Origin of the sequence: Franconibacter helveticus LMG 23732, assembly GCF_000463115.2 — a bacterium.
In the GTDB taxonomy this organism is placed as follows: Bacteria; Pseudomonadota; Gammaproteobacteria; order Enterobacterales; family Enterobacteriaceae; genus Franconibacter; species Franconibacter helveticus.
In genome coordinates, this window is record NZ_AWFX01000057.1 from 122,167 (window position 1) to 141,275 (window position 19,109).

Consider the following 19,109-nt stretch of genomic DNA (forward strand, 5'->3'; position numbering starts at 1 on the left):
CCATAACGCAGGCGCCCTCGGGGTGTCCGGCTCCCTTAGCGCGTCAGGGCGCGGGAGAGAATATCGAGCGCTTTGCTGAACTGCGCTTCAGGGATCGTAAGCGGATAGAGGAAGCGAATAACGTTGCCGTAAACGCCGCAGCTCAGCAGCAGCAAGCCTTCCTGTTGGGCGCGGTTTTGCACTTCGCGGGTAAATTCTGGCGAAGGCTTGCCGGTTTGCGGATCGTTAAATTCCACCGCCACCATTGAGCCTTGCGCGCGGATGTCGGCGATGGCCGGGCAGCGCTCGCGCGCCTGCTTCAGCACTTCCACCAGATGCAGGCCAAGGTCGTTTGCGCGCTGGCAGAGGTTTTCCTGGTCAATGATATCCAGTACCGCATGGGCCGCCGCCACCGCCAGCGGGTTGCCGGCGTAAGTGCCGCCAAGGCCGCCCGGCGCGGGCGCGTCCATCACCTCGGCGCGACCCACCACGCCGGAAAGCGGCATGCCGCCCGCCAGGCTTTTCGCCATGGTGATGAGGTCCGCCTTCACGCTGTGGTGTTCCATAGCGAACAGCTTGCCGGTGCGGGCGAAGCCGGTCTGCACTTCGTCAGCAATCAGCAGAATGCCGTGCTCGTCGCACAGCGCGCGCAGCGCCTGCATAAAGGCAGGCGGCGCCACGTTGAAGCCGCCCTCCCCTTGTACCGGCTCAAGCACGATGGCGGCGACCTGGTCCGGAGCGATGTCCGCTTTGAAAATACGCTCAAGGCTCGCCATGGCGTCGTCAACCGAAACGCCGTGCAGTTCGTTCGGATACTGGCCGTGGTAAACGGAGCCTGGGAACGGGCCGAAGCCGATTTTATAAGGGGCCACTTTGCCGGTCAGCGCCATGGTCATAAAGGTACGGCCGTGGAAGCCGCCGCCGAAGGTAATCAGGCCCGGTCGACGCGTATAAGCGCGGGCGATTTTGACGGCGTTTTCTACGGCTTCAGCGCCAGTGGTGAAAAACGCGGTTTTCGCCGGGCCGTTTACCGGCGCGCGCTCGTTAATGCGCTCCGCCAGCGCGACATAACTTTCATAAGGAACAATCTGGTAAGCGGTGTGAGTAAAAGCCTGGAGCTGCTTTTCTATCGCCGCCACAATCTTTGGATGGCGATGGCCGGTATTCAGCACGGCGATGCCGGCGGCAAAGTCGATAACTTCATTGCCTTCCACGTCCCACAGGGTCGCGTTTTCGGCTTTTTCGGCATAAAAACCGCACATGACGCCGACACCGCGTGGGGTGGCGCTCTGACGACGTTGATTCAAATCTGAATTTTTCACCCTCGTTCTCCTGCTGATAAACGTCACTTTTTAGCAACAAACTTGAAACAGTGACGTTTATTTACCCAGGCTATGGCCCTATAATCGAGTACCAGTCTGGTTTAATTGAGGGATCCAATTGCGTTCTTTAGTGGCCGATCTCTTAGCCGTCCGGCTCGGCGAGCAACAGGACGCGTTGTTGCACAAGCGCCTTTACAACGCGATTCGCCTGTCGATACGGGATGGCAGCCTGCCGCCTCGCTGCCGCCTTCCCCCTTCCCGGGACTTTGCCCGCGAGCTTGGCCTTTCCCGCAACACAATTTTAACAGTTTATGAACAATTGCTGGCGGAAGGATATGTTTCATCACGCCAGGGCAGCGGCACATTCGTCGCCGATGTGGTGCCTGATAAGCTTTTATCTGCGCCTTCGGTGGCGCAAGGGGAGCATATTGACGCGTCGCGCATTGGCTACTCCTCACGAGGAAAATGGCTGCTGGAGCATATTAGCGCCAGCCCGCGCCAGTGGGGCGCTTTCATCCCCGGCGTGCCGGATGTGAGTGCTTTTCCCCACCAGCTGTTCAGCAAAATGCAGGCGAGGATCAGCCGCCGCCCTACGCCCCAGCGCCTGACCTACAGCAGCCAGGGCGGCACGCCGGAGCTGCAACACGCGCTGGCCAATTATTTACGCGTGGCTCGCTCGGTGCACTGTTCGCCGGAGCAGGTGTTGATCACCGAAGGCATTCATCAGGCCATCGATCTGGTGGCGAGAATGTTATGCGACAGCGGCGATGAAGCCTGGGTGGAAGAGCCATCCTACTGGGGCATACGCAATGTTTTGCAAATGAATGAAGTGAAGATTTGCCCGGTGCCGGTGGATGCTTCCGGCATGGTGCCGCCGGAACGCGCGACAACCGCGCCGCGTCTGATTTTCGTTACCCCTTCCCACCAGTACCCGCTCGGCGCGGTGATGAGTCTGGAGCGTCGTCAGCGGCTGCTGGCGCTGGCGCGCCAGAGCGGCAGCTGGATTGTGGAGGACGATTATGACAGCGAGTTTCGCTTCTCCGGCCAGCCCATTCCGGCGTTACAAAGTTTACTGCCCGACCCGCCGGTCATTTACATCGGCACCTTCAGCAAAACGCTTTATCCGGGGCTGCGGCTGGGCTACGTTGTGCTGCCCCGCGCGCTGGCGCAGGAGATGAAATCAGCGCACGCAGAGCTTTATCGCGGCGGGCATTCACTCATTCAGGCGGCGCTGGCGGAGTTTATCGAAGCGGGCCATTACAGCGCCCATATCCGTCGTATGCGGCTGCTCTACGGACGGCGCCGGGCATTTCTGACGGGGCTTATTACCCGCTATCTGGGGCCGCAGGCGCTGTCGGATTTTAGCGACAACGCCGGGCTGCATCTGGTGCTGAACCTGCCCCATGACGCAGACGACATGACGATTGCAAAGCTCGCCAATGCCCGCGATATTCTGGTGCGCCCGCTCTCCAGCTATTACCTGACGGATAACCGCCGACGTGGGCTGCTGATGGGGTTCGCCTGCGTGTCGGAAGAGAAAATGGAAGGCGCGTTTAAGGTATTGATGCAGTGCATCAGCGAAATATGCCCGCAGGCGGTTGCCCGGCCATAAATACAAAACGCCCCACGGCCAGAGGCTCAGCGGGGCGTTAAGGGGACTGCTGCGGGTTACGCTTCGATAGCGGCGCGCAGTTTTTTCATCGCGTTCTTTTCAAGCTGACGCACGCGCTCGGCGGAAACGCCGTAGCGGTCGGCCAGTTCCTGCAACGTGCTCTTGTTGTCTTCATCCAGCCAGCGGGCGCGAATAATTTGCTGGCTACGCTCGTCCAGACCCTGCATCGCGTAGGTGAGTTTGTCTGCGGCGTGCTCATCCCAGTTATCGTCTTCAATGCCGTCGGCGAAGTTAGACGATTTGTCCTGCAAATAAAGCACCGGGGCCATCGGCTGGCCGTCGCTGGCGTCATCGTCGGAGGACATATCAAAGGTCATGTCCTGCGCCGCCATACGCGACTCCATCTCACGCACGTCTTTGCTGGAAACGCCCAGCTCGCGAGCCACCATCTCAACTTCGTCCTGGTTAAACCAGCCCAGACGCTGCTTGGTTTTACGCAGGTTAAAGAACAGTTTGCGCTGCGCTTTAGTGGTGGCGACTTTCACGATGCGCCAGTTGCGCAGCACATATTCGTGAATTTCAGCTTTGATCCAGTGCACGGCGAACGAAACCAGACGCACGCCCACTTCCGGGTTGAAGCGGCGCACGGCTTTCATCAGGCCGATGTTACCTTCCTGAATCAGGTCCGCCTGCGGCAGGCCATAGCCCGCATAGTTACGAGCGATATGAACAACAAAGCGCAGGTGGGACAGAATCAGCTTTTTAGCTGCTTCCAGATCGCCCTGGTAATGCAGCTTTTCAGCCAGCGCCCGCTCTTCGTCTGCCGACAACATCGGCCAGGCGTTGGCGGCCCGGATATACGACTCCAGGTTACCCACCGGGGCTAAAGCTAAATTTTGCATTTCTTTGGTCATTCAAATCCTCTCATTCGACATCTTACCGGCGTTGGTGTGTCCCCTTCAGGCAACAGACGCACCGGCGTTGTGAGCAACGAGACTACCATTCACTCATCAATAAGACAGTGAGTTTATCCACAAGTTCCATGTAGAGCTGTGAATAAATTACACACATTCTGTGACAGAGCAATGAATTTAAGCGGCAAGGGGCACAGCGATGATAGCGTTACTGCATCCCCTGCAACGGGAACTCGTAGCAGGGGATGATTATAACAAATATTTTTTATTCAGGGGTAAAGTGACGTAAATGTTGCACAGTAGCAAGCCAGGCGGCCAGCCAGCCAATCATCGAGCAGACCAGGAGTAACAACAGGCATTCATCAAAAGATAAGCCGTTGATTTCAAAGCTGGTACCGAAAACTTTCGCCACTTCCGTGACGGCGCTTGAAAGCCGCATCACCAAAATTTCTGAAAGAATCAGTGAAAGTAAAGCGCCCGAAAAGCCAAGTAAAGCGCCGCCATACAGGAACGGACGCAGGATAAATCCATCCGTCGCGCCAATCAGTTTCTGCACGTTAATGGTATCGCGCCGGGCAAAAATGCTCAGCCGCACACTGTTGCCAATAACAAGGAAGACCGCAGCGACCATCAGCACGCCGATCATCGCTGAGACGCGGCCCACGAGGCTTGTCAGCGCCGCCAGCCGGGCGAACCAGCTGTCGTCCATACGCACTTCATCAATGCCGTGAACGCGGGAAATGCGATCGCGCAGCGTCGTCAGCGCCTCGGTGCCCTGGAAATCGAGTTTCGGCACCACCACCGCCACCGCCGGCAGCGGGTTCTCTTCCAGCATATCCAGCGCGCCGCCAAAACCCGACCAGTTGCGGAATTCGCCGAGCGCCTCTTCCCGCGACAGATAATTCACCTTCTCCACGCCCTGTTCGGCCTGAAGCTGCCCGACCACCTGCTGCGCGGCGTCGTCATCCAGCGTCTTATCGAAATAAACGGTGATTTGCGGCGAAGGATAATACTGCGAAGCCGCCTGATTCACGTTTTTATAAACCATATAGCAGACGCTTGGCAGCGTCAGCGAAATGGCGATAACCATTACCGTGAGGAAGGTGGCGAACGGCTTGCTTTTCAGGTCCGCCAGCGCCCCTTGCCAGGCGTAACGCACCTGTTCGTTAATGCCGCCCTTACGGGAAGGCGGTTTGCCGCTCGTCGCTTTCGCCCGCTTTGGCGAGGACTTACCCGGCTCGCCCCCGCGCCGCTGTTGGTTATAATCGTTCAGCTTGTTGCTGAAGCGGCGAATCTGATTAAGCGCGTCGCGTTTATTCACCAGCCAGGCCTCCATGCAAATGCCCGTCGCTCAGAGACAACACGCGGTACGAACGACGGGAGATAAGCCCGGTGTCGTGCGTCGCCATTAAGACTGTCACCCCTACGCGATTAAACTCCTCAAACAGACGCAAAATCCCTTCCGAGAGCGCGTCATCCAGGTTGCCGGTCGGTTCGTCCGCCAGCAGCACCGCCGGTTTATTCACTACCGCGCGGGCGATGCCGACGCGCTGCTGCTCGCCGCCGGAAAGTTGAATCGGAAAGTTTTTCGCTTTGTCCAACAGCCCGACTTTATCCAGCGCCGCCGACACGCGACGGCGAATATCTTCGCCGCTGGCGCCGGCGATGATCAGCGGGATCGCTACGTTGTCGTAAACGGTTCTGTCCATCAGCAGGTGGTGATCCTGAAAGATCATGCCAATCTGGCGGCGCAGGAACGGCACTTCACGGTTTTTCAGGCGGCTAATTTCATGGCCGCTGAAAAAGATCTTGCCGGCGCTGGGCCGCTCAATGCCGCAAATCAGCTTGAGCAGGGTGCTTTTCCCGGCGCCGGAATGGCCGGTCAGAAACGCCATCTCGCCCGGTTGCAGGTGAAAAGTAACCCCCTGCAACGCTTGTCTCCCACCGAGATAGGCTTTGCTGACGTGTTCAAAGCGAATCATTGTTAATCCTCTCGGGCAAAAAGTGCCTCAATAAAATCGCCCGCGTTAAACGGACGCAAATCTTCAATACGTTCACCGACGCCGATATAGCGGATCGGAATGTTGAACTGGTCCGCCACGGAGAAGATAACGCCCCCTTTGGCAGTACCGTCGAGCTTGGTCAGCGTAATGCCGGTCAGCCCAACCGCTTCATGGAACAGCTTCGCCTGGCTTACCGCGTTCTGGCCGGTGCTGGCGTCGATGGTGAGCATCACTTCATGCGGCGCGTCCACATCGAGCTTTTTCATCACGCGCACAATTTTCTTCAGCTCTTCCATCAGGTGCGCTTTATTCTGCAAACGCCCTGCGGTGTCGGCAATCAGCACATCGACATTGCGCGCTTTCGCCGCCTGAATGGCGTCAAAAATAACCGAAGCGGAATCTGCGCCGGTATGCTGAGCGATAACCGGGATATTGTTGCGCTGTCCCCAAACCTGAAGCTGCTCTACCGCCGCTGCGCGGAACGTGTCGCCCGCCGCCAGCATCACCGTTTTGCCCTGCTGCTCGAACTGGCGCGCCAGCTTGCCGATGGTGGTGGTTTTACCCACGCCGTTTACGCCCACCATCAAAATAACGAACGGACTCTTGCCTTCAATATTAAGCGGCTCATCCACTTTCGCGAGAATTTCGCCCATCTCTTCTTTCAGCAGGCCGTAGAGCGCTTCGGCGTCGCGCAGCTGTTTACGGCTGGCGCCTTCCGTCAGATTGCTGATAATACGGCGCGTGGTATCAACGCCTACGTCGGCAATCAACAGCTGCTCTTCCAGTTCCTCGAAGAGATCGTCGTCGATTTTTTTGCCGCGGAACAGACTGATAAATCCGGAACCGAGATTTTCTTTAGTTTTTACCAGGCTACGCTTAAGCCGCGCGAAAAACCCTTCTTTGGTTGGTTTTTCCTGCTCGACCACGGGCGCGACGGCTTCGGTTTCCTCTGCGGTTTCCTCTGCGGTTTCCGTCTCGACAACGGCGTCTTCAACCGCCGCTTCCACCTCGTCGATCACCGCTTCCGGCTGCGCCGCCAGCGCGAGCGCCGCGAGCTCTTCTTCGTCGATAACCTCTTCCTGCTCCTGTTCCGGCTGCCAGGCTTGCGGATCCGCCTCGGCGGTAAACGCTTCCGGCAGCGGCAGGGTTTCATGCTCGATTTCAGCCGTCGTTTCCGGCTCGGGTTCAGGCTGTTGCTCTGGCTCAACGGCTGGCGCTTGCTGCTGCGGCTCTTCGTGAGCGATGGCGGCTTGCGGCGCTTCCTCAGCCGCCTTCTCCTGCTCTTCGATGACCTGTTCGCTTACCTCAACCACTTCCTGAGCGAAAGTTTCAGACTCCGCGAGCGTGTGCGGTTCGGCCTGCGCCGCCTCTTCGCGCAACGCTTCCTGCGACGCCGCTTCCGCCGGTTTTTCTTCTACCGGCTGTTCTGTTACCTGTTGTTCTTCCTGCGCTGGCGCCTCGTCTTTCTGGCCAAAACCAAGCCAGGAAAAAAAGCCACGTTTTTTCTCTTTTGCCATTGGCGAATACACTCCTCGCGGTTAAGTCATGGCGCAGTCCCGTCGTCACCGCGCGGGTACTGAAAAAATTACAAATGAATACGTTAGTCTACCACTTTCCCTGCGGGGCGGCACGCGAGGGGATTGAGGTTTCGCCCGCCCCTCTGCGCCGCTAGAATAGCAGGCCAGATTGTTGAGCGCAGTGAGCATAATGAAGAAACCTACCTCCTCCGGCAGCGGACAGATCCGCATTATTGGCGGGCAGTGGCGCGGCCGGAAACTTCCGGTCCCCGACAGCCCGGGCCTTCGCCCCACCACCGACAGGGTGCGCGAAACCCTGTTTAACTGGCTCGCCCCTTATATGGTGGACGCTCGCTGCCTCGACTGCTTCGCCGGCAGCGGCGCGCTCGGGCTTGAAGCGCTTTCACGCTATGCGGCGAAAGCCACGTTGCTTGAAATGGAGCGCGGCGTAGCGCAGCAGCTACAAAAAAATCTCGCCACGCTAAAAGCGGGTAACGCACAGGTAGTGAACACTAACACACTTAACTACCTTAACCAGCCCGGCGAGCCCTACGACATCGTTTTTGTCGATCCGCCTTTTCGCAAAGGTTTACTGGAAGAGACGCTAACGCTGCTCCAGACGCAGAACTGGCTTGCCCGCGGCGCGATGGTCTATGTTGAAAGCGAAGTGGAAAACGGTCTGCCGCCCGTGCCGGCAAGCTGGCGGCTGCATCGTGAAAAAGTTGCGGGCCAGGTCGCTTACCGCCTCTATTCGATTGATTCTCAAGGAGAAGAAGATGCTGATTAATCTTGGGCGCCTGCTGATGCTCTTCGTCTGGGCTTTTCTTATTCTGAACCTGGTTCAGCCCTTCCCACGGCCGCTCAACATCTTCGTCAACGTGGCGCTGATTTTTATGGTGCTGATGCACGGGTTGCAGTTAAGCCTGCTGAAAGCCACCCAGCCGAAAGAGGGGCCGCCGCTTAGCCGCGCGCAGCAAATTCGGATTTTTATCTTCGGCGTGTTTGAACTGCTCGCCTGGCAGAAGCAACAAAAGCGCCCGCGTTAACGGGCCGGATCGGGGACGAAGCGGATAAAGCGCGTCCCCTGGTAGCTAAGCGTGCCGGTTTCCCCAACCGTTAGCGCATGGTATTGCGCCGCCTCAAGCCGGAAGGTTATCGCCACCGCGCTGTTTTCTGGCCGAAAGCTTGCCTCGTAACGCATGGTCTGCGCGGGCGGCGCCACTTCACGCTGCCGTGAGCGCTGCTCGTTCGCCGCTTTTTCACGTTTATTCGTGACTTCTGCGCGCTTTTCCACCACTGGCGCCGCATCATTGGCCGCATTTTCCCGCCGCTGCTGCACAAAGCGAAATGAAGCGGCGACAACAATTAACGCAATGATAACGATGAAAAAAAGCGGTGGTTTACTCATGTCGGCAGCCTGTGTTCCGGGTACATTTTAAGAATACCCCGTAGCGCCTGACGTTGTCATCCCGCCCCTTCGACCACTAGACTGAAAGAGAGAGCCGTGCGCCAGGCGCACCCGTTACCATAACTGATTCAGGGACTTATCATGCTTTGGTCATTTATTGCTGTTTTGCTTTCCGGCTGGCTGTATGTCGATGCTTCTTACCGTGGTCCGGCATGGCAACGCTGGCTCTTTAAGCCGCTTACGCTGCTTTTGCTGTTGCTGCTCGCCTGGCAAGCGCCGCTGGCCGAACCGGTAAGCTACCTTGTGCTTGCGGGCCTTGTGGCGACGCTTGCGGGCGACGCGCTGACGCTGCTGCCGCGGGCGCAACTTCTTTACGCCACCGGCGCGTTTTTCCTCTCTCACCTGCTTTACACCATCTATTTCGCAAGCCAGATGTCGATCTCTTTTTTCTGGCCGCTGCCGGTGGCGCTGCTGGTGGTCGGCGCGGCGCTTATTGCCACCATCTGGACGCGCCTTGATACGCTGCGCTGGCCTGTTTGCACATTTATCGGCATGACGCTGGTCATGGTCTGGCTGGCAGGCGAGCTTTACTTCTTCCGCCCAACCGACACCAGTTTTTCCGGCTTTGTCGGCGCTTCGCTGCTGCTGCTCGGGATTATCGTCTGGCTTGGCAGCCACTACCGCAAGCGCTTTACCGCAGACAGCGCCATCGCCGCCGCCTGCTACTTTGCCGGTCACTTTATGATTGTGCGTTCGCTCTATTTGTAAAAGCCGCCTTCCCCGCTTGACTCTGGAGTCGACTCCAGAGTGTATCCTCCGGTAATGAGAAAATTATCGTTACCGGAGGCTGCCATGACCCCTTCTTCTCCCGGCCCTGCTAAAACGCCGCAGTTTGCAAAGCTGAAGCTAAGCCCTCTGTCGCAAAGCGACGCCTGCTGCGAAAGCGCCGCGTGCGAATCGCCGCAGGCGGCGCCGGAAATCGCCGCTCGTCTGAGCTGGCGCGTGGAGGGAATGGACTGCGCCGCCTGCGCCCGCAAGGTTGAAAACGCCGCGCGCCAGGTGCCTGGCGTGAGCCAGGCGCAGGTCTTGTTCGCCACGCAAAAGCTGCTGGTCAACGCGCCGGATGAAGCCCGCGAAGCGGTGGAGCGCGCCGTTAACGCGGCGGGCTATACGCTGCTGGATAGCCGTTCCCCTGCTGTTGCATCCTCAGGCTGGCGCGACTGGCTGCCCGTTCTGGCACTGGCGGTGCTGATGCTTATCAGTTGGGGCCTGGCGCACATTAACCCTTCTTTCGGCACGCTGGCTTTCACGGCCACTACGCTTGTTGGCCTGTGGCCCGTTACGCGACAGGCGATAAGGCTGATGCGCAGCGGTAGCTGGTTCGCTATCGAAACGCTGATGAGCGTGGCGGCTATCGGCGCGCTTATCATCGGGGCGACGGCCGAAGCGGCTATGGTGCTGCTGCTGTTTCTCATCGGAGAACAGCTTGAAGGCTGGGCGGCGAACCGCGCGCGAAAAGGGGTGAGCGCGCTGGTCGCGCTCCGTCCGGAAACCGCCGTTCGTCTGCGTGACGGGCAGCGAGAGAGCGTGGCGCTGGAAACACTTCGGCCCGGCGACGTAATAGAAGTGGCGGCGGGTGGACGTCTGCCCGCTGACGGCAGGCTGCTTTCCCCCTGCGCAAGTTTTGATGAAAGCGCCCTGACGGGCGAATCGCTGCCCGTTGAACGCCAGCAGGGAGAGAAAGTCGCGGCGGGCGCCACCAGCGTGGATCGTCTGGTGCAGCTTGAAGTGGTGAGCGAACCGGGCGACAGCGCCATTGACCGCATTTTGCGCCTGATTGAGGAAGCGGAAGCGCGCCGCGCCCCCATTGAGCGCTTTATTGACCGCTTCAGCCGGGTTTATACGCCTGCGATTATGCTGCTGGCGCTGCTGGTAATGACCATTCCACCGCTCTTTTTGGCCGCCGCCTGGCAGGAATGGATCTACAAAGGGCTGGCGCTGCTGCTGATAGGCTGTCCCTGCGCGCTGGTCATCTCCACGCCTGCGGCGATAACCTCCGGGCTTGCCGCCGCTTCGCGACGCGGCGCGCTGATAAAAGGCGGCGCAGCGCTGGAAATCGTGGGCCGCATTCAGCAGGTGGCGTTTGATAAAACAGGCACGCTGACGGCGGGCAAGCCGCAGGTGACCGCGATAATCGCCGAAGAAGGGCTGGAAGAGTCAGCGCTGCTGGCATTTGCCGCCGCTGTTGAGCAAGGCAGTACGCATCCGCTGGCGCAGGCGATTATTGAGGAAGCGAACCGGCGCGGCGTAGCGCCGCTGCGCGCGAAAGCACAGCGCACGCTGGCGGGCACGGGTCTGGAAGCGGAAGTGGAAGGTCGGATCGTGCGTCTTAGCGCGCCGGACAAGCTGGAAATAGCGCTACCGGAACGCTGGCGGCAGCGCATCAGCGAGCTGGAGGCGCAGGGGCAAACGGTAGTGGCGGCGGTCTGCGAAGGCGAGCTGCTCGGCACGCTGGCGCTGCGCGACACGCTCCGCCCCGATGCCCGTGACGCGGTAGAGCGCCTGCGCAAGCTGGGCGTCCAGAGCGTGATGCTGACGGGCGATAACCCGCGCGCGGCGGCAGCCGTGGCCGGGGAGCTTGGCATGGACTACCGCGCCAGCCTTCTGCCGGGCGACAAGGTTGCGGCGGTCAACGAGCTTAACCGTCGCGCGCCGCTGGCGATGGTGGGCGACGGCATCAACGATGCGCCCGCCATGAAAGCCGCTGCTATCGGCATTGCCATGGGCAACGGCACCGATGTGGCGCTGGAAACCGCCGACGCGGCGCTCACCCACAGCCGCCTGACAGAGCTGCCGGCGATCATAAGCCTTGCCCGCGCCACGCACCGCAACATTCGGCAGAATGTCGCCATCGCGCTGGGATTAAAAGGAGTGTTTCTGGTTACCACGCTGCTCGGCATGACCGGCCTGTGGCTGGCGGTACTGGCGGATACGGGCGCGACGGTGCTGGTGACGGCTAACGCCCTTCGGCTGTTAAGAAAGGGGCGTTGAGGCGGCGCATTCCCTCTCCCCGGGCGGGGAGAGGGAGCTGTCTTACATCATGCCCAATATCCTCGGCAACCACAGCGATATCGCCGGAATGTAGGTCACCATCGCCAGTACTATCAACAGTACGCCGTAGAAGGGCAGCATGGAGCGAACCACCGCTTCAATTTTCTGCTTGCTCACCGCGCTCGCCACGAACAGCACAGAGCCTACCGGCGGCGTAATCAGCCCGATCCCAAGGTTCACCATCATGATCATCCCAAAATGCACCGGATCGATACCCAGCGCGTTAGTGACCGGCAGCAGCACCGGGGTGAGGATCAGGATAATCGGCGCCATGTCCATCAGCGTGCCTATCAGCAGCAGCATGATGTTGAGATACATCAGGATGACGTACTTGTTATCAGAGAGCGACGTAAAGAACTCCGTAATGCGCGTCGGCAACTGCATGTAGGTCATGACTGCGCCGAACGCCGCGGCAAAGCCAATCAGGATCATCACAATCGTCACGGTTTTTACGGTACGGCACAGCAGCTTCGGCAGTTCATTCCACTTGTAGTCGCGGTAGATAAACATGGTGACGAAGAAGGCCCAGACGCAGGCAACCGCCGCCGATTCCGTGGCGGTAAATACCCCGGTCAGAATACCGCCGAGGATAATGACGACGGTCATGAGCCCCCAGAGCGCGTCGACGAAAATCTTCAGCGCCTGCTTCATCGGAATGCGCTCCCCTTTCGGGTAGCCGCGCTTGCGGGCGAACGCCAGGCAGAGCGTCATCAGGCTTACGCCCAGCAGCAGCCCAGGCAGCACGCCCGCGATAAACAGCGTAGCGATGGAAACCGTGCCGCCTGCCGCCAGCGAGTAAATCACCGAGTTGTGGCTTGGCGGAATAAGAATCGCCTGCACCGAGCCGCTCGCGGTCACCGCCGCAGCGTAGTCGCGCGGGTAGCCTTTCTTTTCCATCTCCGGGATCATCACGCTGCCGATGGAGGCGGTATCCGCCACCGACGAGCCGGAAATAGCGCCGAAAAAGGTGGAAGCGACAATGTTCACCAGCGACAACCCGCCGCGCACAAAGCCCACAAACAGGTAGGCAAAGTTCACCAGACGGCGAGCGATGCCCCCTTCCGCCATAATGGCGCCGGCAAGAATAAAGAAGGGAATTGCCAGCAACGTAAACTTGTTTACCCCGCTGGTGATTTGAATCATCAACGCTTCCAGCGGCAGGTCAATCCATAGTGCTCCCGCTACCGCGCTGAATCCCACGGCGAAAGCCACCGGCATGCCGATCGCCAGCAGCACCGCCAGGGTGGCCAGTAAAATAAATGCGTCCATTTGTCGCCCCGTTAACTGTGGTTGCCAATCAGCACTACCGGACGGTTCTCCTGAGAACCGAACAGCAGACGTTCAATAACGAACAAAATTAAAATCGCTGCGCCTATGGGCAGCGGCAGATAAGTTTCACCCGAGGTGACGACGGGGAATTCCGCGACCGGCTGTTCCCACAGTTCGAGGCAAAGAAAATAGCTGTAGTAAAACATGACGACGGAGATAACGAGCATCAGCACGTCCACAAGCCGCGCCATTATCCCCTGCCAGAACGGCGACAGACGATCGGTCAGCATGTTTACCGCAATGTGCGAACCGGCGCGGTAGCCCACGGCTGCGCCGATAAAGGTAAAGGTGACCATGCAGATAATGGCGACCGGCTCCGGCCACGATTCCGCGCGGTTAAGCACATAGCGGGAAAAAACGTTAATCGGGATGATAACGGTCATCACGACCAGCGCCAGCCCGGCGACGGCCATGGCGAACAGGTAAAGCTTGTCCATACAGGAGAGATAAAAGCGGGACATAACGCCTCCGGGAGAAGGTAAAGCGCCGGTCTCCCGGCGCACTGGGTTACTGTACGTCAGCTATCGCTTTCATCAGATCCTGATGCTTTTCACCGTACTGCTTACGCACAGGCTCCGTCGCTTTCACAAAATAGTCTTTGTCGATGTCGTGGAACTGCACGCCGCCCGCTTTCATTTTGTCGAGCGCCTGTTTGTTGTAGGCGTTCCAGAGTTCGCGCTGCTCCATCTGCGCTTCACGGGCGAGTTTCAGGATGGTCTGCTGCTGCTCTGGTTTGAGCTTGTCCCACTTCGCTTTGGAATAAAGGAGCATTTCCGGGATGATAAAGTGGCCGCTCAGGGTGTAGTTTTTGGCAACCGGCAGGTAGTTATGGGCGATATAGGTGGGCGGGTTGTTCTCCGCGCCGTCAATCACGCCGGTTTGCAGGCCGCTGTACACTTCGCTTACGCCCATCGCCACCGCGCTCGCGCCCATGCCTTTCAGCGTGGCGAGCGCCACCGGGCTGCCCTGCACGCGAATTTTCATCCCTTTCAAATCTTCTGGTTTCACCACCGGGTTTTTGGTGATGAGGTTACGGGTGCCGGAATCCATCCAGCCTAAGAACACCAGGCGGGATTTCGGGTTGCTGGTAAGTTTTTCGCCAATCTGCTTGCCGATGTCGCCGTCGATAACCTTGTGCATATGGTCTTCATCGCGGAACACGTAAGGCAACGTGAAAACCTCGATTTCCGGCAGGATGGCGGCCACCGGCGCCATAGAAACGCGGATCATGTCGATAGCGCCCATCTGCGCCTGCTCAATCATCTGCTTTTCATCGCCCAGCACGCCGCCCGGGAAAACTTTGATTTCCAGGTCGCCATTGGTCTGTTCTTTGAGTTTATCGCCCATGTGCTGGACAGCGACGACGTTTGGATACCCTTGCGGATGCACGTCGGCAGCTTTAATCACCTGTGCTGACGCGGCAGTGGCAAACAACAGAGACGCGGTGGACAGGCACAGGCCGGCCAGGCCTGGTAATAAGGTCTTTTTCATCGGTCAGCTCCAGCAGAGTAAGAGGCAAGATATAAAACGCTGTTTTGATTTGCCGCTTAAAACTAGCTTAAGCCTTGATAACCGGAGGTGAAGCGCCTCACAAAAGTGAAAGCTTTGAAACGAGGTTTTAAAAAGAATGTGACGCAAGTTCAGGGCAGCCGTTTCGTGAAGGCTGCCCGCAAACTGTCAGTGGCTTTTGCGCAACAAATAGCGGTAAGGCAGCGTTTCCGTCTGCGAGGCGAGCAACTCATGTTCCATAAAACGGCAGAAGCCTGGAATATCGCGCGTTGTGGCCGGGTCGTCGGCAATAATCAGCAGCGTTTCGCCCGCCTGCATATGGCGAACAGTTTTACGCACCATCATTACCGGTTCCGGGCAACGCAGCCCCTGAGCATCCAGCGTGTGATCGGGATTGGCGAACAGATCGGTCATTTTTTTCTCGGGTCAGTCAAAAACCGCCTTAGTTTACGCGCAGACGCTGCGGGCGCAAGCAAGCTTAACGATTGCGTTAAAATTAACCATTGCATTGACGACGCAAAGCAGTATTATGCGGCGGCTTTTGCGCAAACGCGCCGCGTCTGCCTGAAAGCGATGGAAATGGGTTCCCTCACCCCAACTAACAAAAAGGTCACAATATGACACCCTTTACTTCAAGCCAGCGCCGCCGCGCGCTTGTCTGGCTATCGCTGTTTCATTTGCTGGTGATCACCTCCAGCAACTATCTGGTGCAACTGCCGGTCTCCATTTTCGGTTTTCATACCACCTGGGGCGCGTTCAGCTTCCCGTTTATCTTTCTGGCAACCGACCTGACCGTGCGCATTTTCGGCGCGTCGCTGGCTCGCCGCATCATTTTCGCGGTGATGGTTCCGGCGCTGCTCATCTCTTATGTCATTTCGTCGCTGTTCTATATGGGAAGCTGGCAAGGTTTCGGCGCGCTGGCGCACTTCAACCTGTTCGTCGCCCGTATCGCCACGGCGAGCTTTATGGCATATGCGCTGGGCCAGATCCTGGATGTGCATGTCTTTAACCGCCTGCGCCAGAGCCGCCAGTGGTGGCTTGCCCCCGGCGCTTCCCTGCTGCTTGGCAATATCAGCGACACGCTTTCGTTTTTCTTTATCGCCTTCTGGCGCAGCCCGGATCCTTTTATGGCCGAGCACTGGATGGAAATCGCCGCGGTGGACTACTGCTTCAAGGTGCTCATCAGCATTATTTTCTTCCTGCCGATGTATGGCGTGCTGCTGAATATGCTGTTGAAAAAGCTGGCAGATAAATCCGATTTCTCTGCGTTACAGCACGGCTAAAGGCTGGCGGAAGTTCTTGTGTTAAGATGCAGGGATGGGTCGTTATGACCGTTTACGTAAAGGAATAAGTCAATGCGCAACCTGGTAAAATATGTCGGTATTGGCCTGCTGGTGATGGGGCTGGCGGCCTGTGACAACAACGACAGCAAAGCGCCTGCCTCCGGCAGCGCGGCTGAAAGCAGCGCCGCCAGCGGCCAGCCGGTAACCCTGCTGGATGGCAAGCTGAGCTTCTCCCTGCCGGCGGATATGTCAGACCAGAGCGGCAAGCTTGGCACCCAGGCGAACAACATGCACGTTTACTCAGACACGACCGGCGAGAAAGCGGTCATTGTCATTCTTGGGGATAACACCCAGGAGCCGCTCGACGTGCTGGCCAAACGCCTGGAAGATCAGCAGCGTAGCCGCGACCCTAACTTGCAGGTCGTGACCAACAAAGCGGTTGATATCAAAGGCCAGAAGCTTCAGCAGCTCGACAGCATTATCTCCGCCAAAGGCCAGACCGCTTACTCTTCTGTGGTGCTGGGCCATGTGGATAACAAACTGCTGACCCTGCAAATCACCCTGCCTGCCGACAACCAGCAGCAGGCGCAGAGCGCGGCGGAAAACATTATCAACACGCTGGTTGTGAAATAATTACTCCCGCGTTTCACCGGCCTCTGTCGCCTGCGCCAGAGGCCGTTTTTTTAGCCGCCACGCCAGCCATAGCGCCACGCACACCAGCGCCGCCGAAGCCAGATAAATCATCGGCACCCCTGCGTAAGCCATCATCACGCCCGCCAGCGGCCCGGTCATGCCGAGCGAAAGGTCCATAAATACCGTGTAAGTGGCGAGCGCGCTGCCCTGGTTATGCTGCGGCACCGCTTTCACCGCTACCACCCCCAGCGCCGGAAAGACCAGCGAGAAGCCGCCGCCCGCCAGCAAAGTGCCCGCCTTCGCCATCAGCGGCGTAGCGGCAAGCCCCACCAGCAGCAGGCCCAGCGCTTCCACCACAAAGCAGATCATCGCCACGTTCAGCCCGCCCAGGCGGTTAATGCCATTCGGGAACAGCAGACGTCCGCCGACGAATGCAGCGCTAAACAAGGTCAGCGCGAACGCCGCGCCGTCCCAGCCTTTGGCCTGATAAAAGAGCGTAATAAAAGTGGCGATCACGCCGAAGCCTGTTGAAGAGAGCGCCAGCGCCATGCCGTAAGGCCAGACGCGCCCGAGCACGGCGCGAAACGGCAACGGCTTGCCCTTGCTGGCGGTGACTCTGGGCCGTGGCAGCGCCAGCAGCGCCGCCAGCAGCGAAACGCCCATAATGACGCCCGCCAGCAGCCGCAACCCGCCCCATTCATAGCAGAGCGCCCCCAGCGGCGCGCCGACCGCCATCGCCCCGTACGTCACCACGCCGTTCCACGAAATAACTTTACCGATGTGCGCCGAGCCGACGACGCCCACGCCCCAGAGCGTCGCCCCGGTGCCCGCCAGGCTTTGCCCGACGCCCAGAATAAGCCGCCCGAGGCAAAGCAGCGCCAGGCTCGCCAGCGGCCAGGCCTGCGTTTCCCCCGCCAGCCAGTAGCAAAGCCCGCTTAAGAAACAGCCGCACAGCCCCAGAATCACCACCTGTTTGGGGCCGAGCGTGTCGGCGGCGCGCCCGGCGTGCGGGCGGCTTAACAGGGTGGCGAAGTATTGCAGGCTGATAACCAGCCCCGCCCAGAAGGCGCTGAACCCCATCACGTCATGCACGTAGCCGGGCAGCACCGCAAGCGGCAGGCCGATGGTTAAAAAGCTGGCGAAGTTGAAGATAACAACAGAAACGATGCGCAGATTAAGGCGTAATCCGCTTATAGCCGGTTCAGCGGCGCGCTCGGGCATGGAAATCACCGGAAATTAACAACAGTGCGTCAGTATAAACACGTCGGCGCAGTAAAATCAGCCTTCACTTTCAGAACGCTCTACTCCGGCGCGCTTGCCGCGAAAGGCTACACTGTAAACAACCCCACAGTACGGGCGTCTATTTAAAAGGATTTCATTATGCTCAGAAAGTCGGGCAGCAGCAGCGATGTTGCTACCACGCAGAAGGCTGGTCTGCATATGCTGCAAAAGCTGGCGGCGCTGGTCATTATTCTGGCCGGTATTCACGCCGCCGCCGATATTATCGTCCCGCTGTTGCTTGCCCTGTTTTTCGCGATTGTGCTTAACCCGCTGGTGACCTGGTTTGTGCGCCGGGGCTTTAAACGCTCTTTCGCCATCACGATCGTGGTCATTGCGATGCTGTTTGTGCTGACGCTGCTGCTCGGTCTGCTGGCCGCTTCGCTCAATGAGTTCGTCGCGCTGCTGCCTAAATACGCCAATGAATTCTCGCGCAAGATAATGCATCTGGAACGTATGGTGCCGTTTATGAATTTGCACCTCTCGCCGGAGCGCATGTTGCAGCGCATGGACTCAGAAAAAATGATGGGCTATGCCACCACCCTGATGACCCAGCTTTCCGGGGCGATGGCGAGCATCGTACTGCTGGTGATGACGGTCGTGTTTATGCTTTTTGAAGTGCGCCACCTGCCCTATAAGCTGCGCTTCGCCCTCTCTAACCCGCAAATTCATATTGCAGGCCTGCACCGCGCGCTGAAAGGCGTGACTCACTACCTGGCGCTGAAAACGTTAATCAGCCTGTGGACCGGGGCCATTATCTGGCTCGGCCTGACGCTGCTTGGCGTGCAGTTCGCGCTGATGTGGGGCGTGCTCGGCTTTCTGCTTAATTACATTCCCAATATCGGTTCCGTGCTTTCCGCTATTCCGCCCATGGCGCAGGCGCTGTTGTTTAATGGCTTTTACGAGTGCGTGATGGTGGGGCTGCTCTTCCTGGCGGTGCATATGGTGCTGGGGAATATGGTGGAACCGCGCATGATGGGCCATCGCCTGGGGATGTCGACGCTGGTCGTGTTTCTCTCGTTGCTGTTCTGGGGCTGGCTGCTTGGCCCGGTGGGCATGTTGCTTTCCGTGCCGCTGACCAGCGTCTGTAAAATCTGGATGGAAACCACCGTCGGCGGCAGCAAGCTGGCTATTCTGCTCGGCCCCGGCCGGCCCAAAAGCCGATTGCCGGGGTAGTAAAAGCATCAGGTTAAGCGGGCGACAAGCCCGCT

19 protein-coding genes are annotated in these 19,109 nt (G+C 58.7%); 8 read left to right on the forward strand and 11 right to left on the reverse strand.

Translation table 11 applies throughout. The annotated features are described in order from the left end of the window. Positions 1–35: 35 nt before the first annotated feature. Positions 36–1,301: a 4-aminobutyrate--2-oxoglutarate transaminase gene (locus tag DW56_RS20060; RefSeq protein ID WP_024552080.1), complete on the reverse strand. Its 1,266-nt coding sequence runs from the start codon at positions 1,299–1,301 to the stop codon at positions 36–38. A 118-nt stretch (positions 1,302–1,419) separates the two neighbouring features. Between DW56_RS20060 and pdxR the strand changes: the two genes are divergently transcribed. Beyond that, positions 1,420–2,913, forward strand: coding sequence for a MocR-like pyridoxine biosynthesis transcription factor PdxR (gene pdxR, locus DW56_RS20065; protein WP_024552081.1), 1,494 nt, complete (start codon positions 1,420–1,422; stop codon positions 2,911–2,913). A gap of 56 nt (positions 2,914–2,969) precedes the next feature. Here the strand turns inward: pdxR and rpoH are convergent, their stop codons facing one another. The 4 genes from rpoH to ftsY form a co-directional block, all read right to left on the reverse strand. Further along, entirely contained in the window at positions 2,970–3,827 is an 858-nt protein-coding gene (rpoH, locus tag DW56_RS20070; RefSeq protein ID WP_024552082.1) for an RNA polymerase sigma factor RpoH, read from the reverse strand. Between the two features lie 265 nt (positions 3,828–4,092). Continuing rightward, positions 4,093–5,148 carry a permease-like cell division protein FtsX gene (ftsX, locus tag DW56_RS20075; RefSeq protein ID WP_035890403.1) on the reverse strand — a complete coding sequence of 352 codons (1,056 nt, stop codon included), beginning with the start codon at positions 5,146–5,148 and terminating at the stop codon, positions 4,093–4,095. Further along, positions 5,141–5,809, reverse strand: a complete 669-nt coding sequence (gene ftsE / locus DW56_RS20080) for a cell division ATP-binding protein FtsE (RefSeq protein ID WP_024552084.1) — start codon at positions 5,807–5,809, stop codon at positions 5,141–5,143. The genes ftsX and ftsE overlap by 8 nt, the downstream gene beginning before the upstream one ends. A gap of 2 nt (positions 5,810–5,811) precedes the next feature. Further along, positions 5,812–7,347, reverse strand: coding sequence for a signal recognition particle-docking protein FtsY (gene ftsY / locus DW56_RS20085; RefSeq protein WP_024552085.1), 1,536 nt, complete (start codon positions 7,345–7,347; stop codon positions 5,812–5,814). Positions 7,348–7,537: 190 nt separating this feature from the next. Here ftsY and rsmD point away from each other — a divergent pair, with 190 nt between their 5' ends. Then, complete coding sequence (gene rsmD, locus DW56_RS20090) at positions 7,538–8,134, forward strand: 16S rRNA (guanine(966)-N(2))-methyltransferase (RefSeq protein WP_024552086.1); 597 nt, start codon at positions 7,538–7,540, stop codon at positions 8,132–8,134. Further along, positions 8,124–8,393 (forward strand): DUF1145 family protein, encoded by a 270-nt coding sequence (locus DW56_RS20095; protein WP_024552087.1) that lies wholly within the window; start codon positions 8,124–8,126, stop codon positions 8,391–8,393. The genes rsmD and DW56_RS20095 overlap by 11 nt, the downstream gene beginning before the upstream one ends. Here the strand turns inward: DW56_RS20095 and DW56_RS20100 are convergent. Continuing rightward, positions 8,390–8,755 carry a DUF2500 domain-containing protein gene (locus DW56_RS20100; protein ID WP_024552088.1) on the reverse strand — a complete coding sequence of 122 codons (366 nt, stop codon included), beginning with the start codon at positions 8,753–8,755 and terminating at the stop codon, positions 8,390–8,392. The genes DW56_RS20095 and DW56_RS20100 overlap by 4 nt on opposite strands. Positions 8,756–8,896: 141 nt before the next feature. On the opposite strand from DW56_RS20100, the gene DW56_RS20105 reads away from it, so the two are divergent. After that, positions 8,897–9,523 (forward strand): lysoplasmalogenase, encoded by a 627-nt coding sequence (locus DW56_RS20105; protein WP_024552089.1) that lies wholly within the window; start codon positions 8,897–8,899, stop codon positions 9,521–9,523. A gap of 84 nt (positions 9,524–9,607) precedes the next feature. Then, on the forward strand, positions 9,608–11,806 hold the full coding sequence (zntA, locus tag DW56_RS20110; RefSeq protein WP_024562087.1) for a Zn(II)/Cd(II)/Pb(II) translocating P-type ATPase ZntA: 2,199 nt from the start codon (positions 9,608–9,610) through the stop codon (positions 11,804–11,806). A 42-nt stretch (positions 11,807–11,848) separates the two neighbouring features. Here zntA and DW56_RS20115 read toward each other — a convergent pair whose 3' ends face one another. The 4 genes from DW56_RS20115 to tusA all read right to left on the reverse strand — a co-directional run bounded on the left by DW56_RS20115 (position 11,849) and on the right by tusA (position 15,118). Beyond that, positions 11,849–13,135, reverse strand: coding sequence for a TRAP transporter large permease (locus tag DW56_RS20115; protein WP_024555273.1), 1,287 nt, complete (start codon positions 13,133–13,135; stop codon positions 11,849–11,851). 11 nt (positions 13,136–13,146) lie between these two features. Continuing rightward, the gene (locus DW56_RS20120) at positions 13,147–13,656 is read right to left on the reverse strand and encodes a TRAP transporter small permease (protein ID WP_024555272.1); all 510 of its coding nucleotides are present in this window, start codon (positions 13,654–13,656) and stop codon (positions 13,147–13,149) included. 46 nt (positions 13,657–13,702) lie between these two features. Further along, on the reverse strand, positions 13,703–14,686 hold the full coding sequence (locus DW56_RS20125; RefSeq protein ID WP_024562088.1) for a TRAP transporter substrate-binding protein: 984 nt from the start codon (positions 14,684–14,686) through the stop codon (positions 13,703–13,705). 186 nt (positions 14,687–14,872) lie between these two features. Beyond that, positions 14,873–15,118: a sulfurtransferase TusA gene (gene tusA, locus DW56_RS20130; protein WP_024555170.1), complete on the reverse strand. Its 246-nt coding sequence runs from the start codon at positions 15,116–15,118 to the stop codon at positions 14,873–14,875. A gap of 203 nt (positions 15,119–15,321) precedes the next feature. On the opposite strand from tusA, the gene DW56_RS20140 reads away from it, so the two are divergent. Together DW56_RS20140 and DW56_RS20145 are read left to right on the forward strand one after the other, a co-directional pair. After that, positions 15,322–15,987, forward strand: a complete 666-nt coding sequence (locus DW56_RS20140; protein ID WP_024555169.1) for a 7-cyano-7-deazaguanine/7-aminomethyl-7-deazaguanine transporter — start codon at positions 15,322–15,324, stop codon at positions 15,985–15,987. Between the two features lie 72 nt (positions 15,988–16,059). Next, on the forward strand, positions 16,060–16,620 hold the full coding sequence (locus tag DW56_RS20145; protein WP_024562090.1) for a DcrB family lipoprotein: 561 nt from the start codon (positions 16,060–16,062) through the stop codon (positions 16,618–16,620). Here the strand turns inward: DW56_RS20145 and DW56_RS20150 are convergent, their stop codons facing one another. Then, entirely contained in the window at positions 16,621–17,841 is a 1,221-nt protein-coding gene (locus DW56_RS20150; protein WP_024555225.1) for an MFS transporter, read from the reverse strand. Positions 17,842–18,000: 159 nt separating this feature from the next. Here DW56_RS20150 and DW56_RS20155 point away from each other — a divergent pair, with 159 nt between their 5' ends. Beyond that, complete coding sequence (locus tag DW56_RS20155; protein ID WP_139152860.1) at positions 18,001–19,074, forward strand: AI-2E family transporter; 1,074 nt, start codon at positions 18,001–18,003, stop codon at positions 19,072–19,074. The last annotated feature ends 35 nt before the right edge of the window (positions 19,075–19,109 follow it).

Bases quoted from the DNA above. Each gene is read 5' to 3' on its own strand.
- zntA (WP_024562087.1), top strand. From the start codon at position 9,608: ATGACCCCTTCTTCTCCCGGCCCTGCTAAAACGCCGCAGTTTGCAAAG.
- DW56_RS20100 (WP_024552088.1), bottom strand. From the start codon at position 8,755: ATGAGTAAACCACCGCTTTTTTTCATCGTTATCATTGCGTTAATTGTT.
- DW56_RS20105 (WP_024552089.1), top strand. From the start codon at position 8,897: ATGCTTTGGTCATTTATTGCTGTTTTGCTTTCCGGCTGGCTGTATGTC.
- DW56_RS20145 (WP_024562090.1), top strand. From the start codon at position 16,060: ATGCGCAACCTGGTAAAATATGTCGGTATTGGCCTGCTGGTGATGGGG.
- rsmD (WP_024552086.1), top strand. From the start codon at position 7,538: ATGAAGAAACCTACCTCCTCCGGCAGCGGACAGATCCGCATTATTGGC.
- rpoH (WP_024552082.1), bottom strand. From the start codon at position 3,827: ATGACCAAAGAAATGCAAAATTTAGCTTTAGCCCCGGTGGGTAACCTG.
- DW56_RS20115 (WP_024555273.1), bottom strand. From the start codon at position 13,135: ATGGACGCATTTATTTTACTGGCCACCCTGGCGGTGCTGCTGGCGATC.
- DW56_RS20125 (WP_024562088.1), bottom strand. From the start codon at position 14,686: ATGAAAAAGACCTTATTACCAGGCCTGGCCGGCCTGTGCCTGTCCACC.
- DW56_RS20140 (WP_024555169.1), top strand. From the start codon at position 15,322: ATGACACCCTTTACTTCAAGCCAGCGCCGCCGCGCGCTTGTCTGGCTA.
- DW56_RS20155 (WP_139152860.1), top strand. From the start codon at position 18,001: ATGCTCAGAAAGTCGGGCAGCAGCAGCGATGTTGCTACCACGCAGAAG.
- ftsE (WP_024552084.1), bottom strand. From the start codon at position 5,809: ATGATTCGCTTTGAACACGTCAGCAAAGCCTATCTCGGTGGGAGACAA.
- DW56_RS20120 (WP_024555272.1), bottom strand. From the start codon at position 13,656: ATGTCCCGCTTTTATCTCTCCTGTATGGACAAGCTTTACCTGTTCGCC.
- DW56_RS20150 (WP_024555225.1), bottom strand. From the start codon at position 17,841: ATGCCCGAGCGCGCCGCTGAACCGGCTATAAGCGGATTACGCCTTAAT.
- tusA (WP_024555170.1), bottom strand. From the start codon at position 15,118: ATGACCGATCTGTTCGCCAATCCCGATCACACGCTGGATGCTCAGGGG.
- ftsY (WP_024552085.1), bottom strand. From the start codon at position 7,347: ATGGCAAAAGAGAAAAAACGTGGCTTTTTTTCCTGGCTTGGTTTTGGC.
- DW56_RS20095 (WP_024552087.1), top strand. From the start codon at position 8,124: ATGCTGATTAATCTTGGGCGCCTGCTGATGCTCTTCGTCTGGGCTTTT.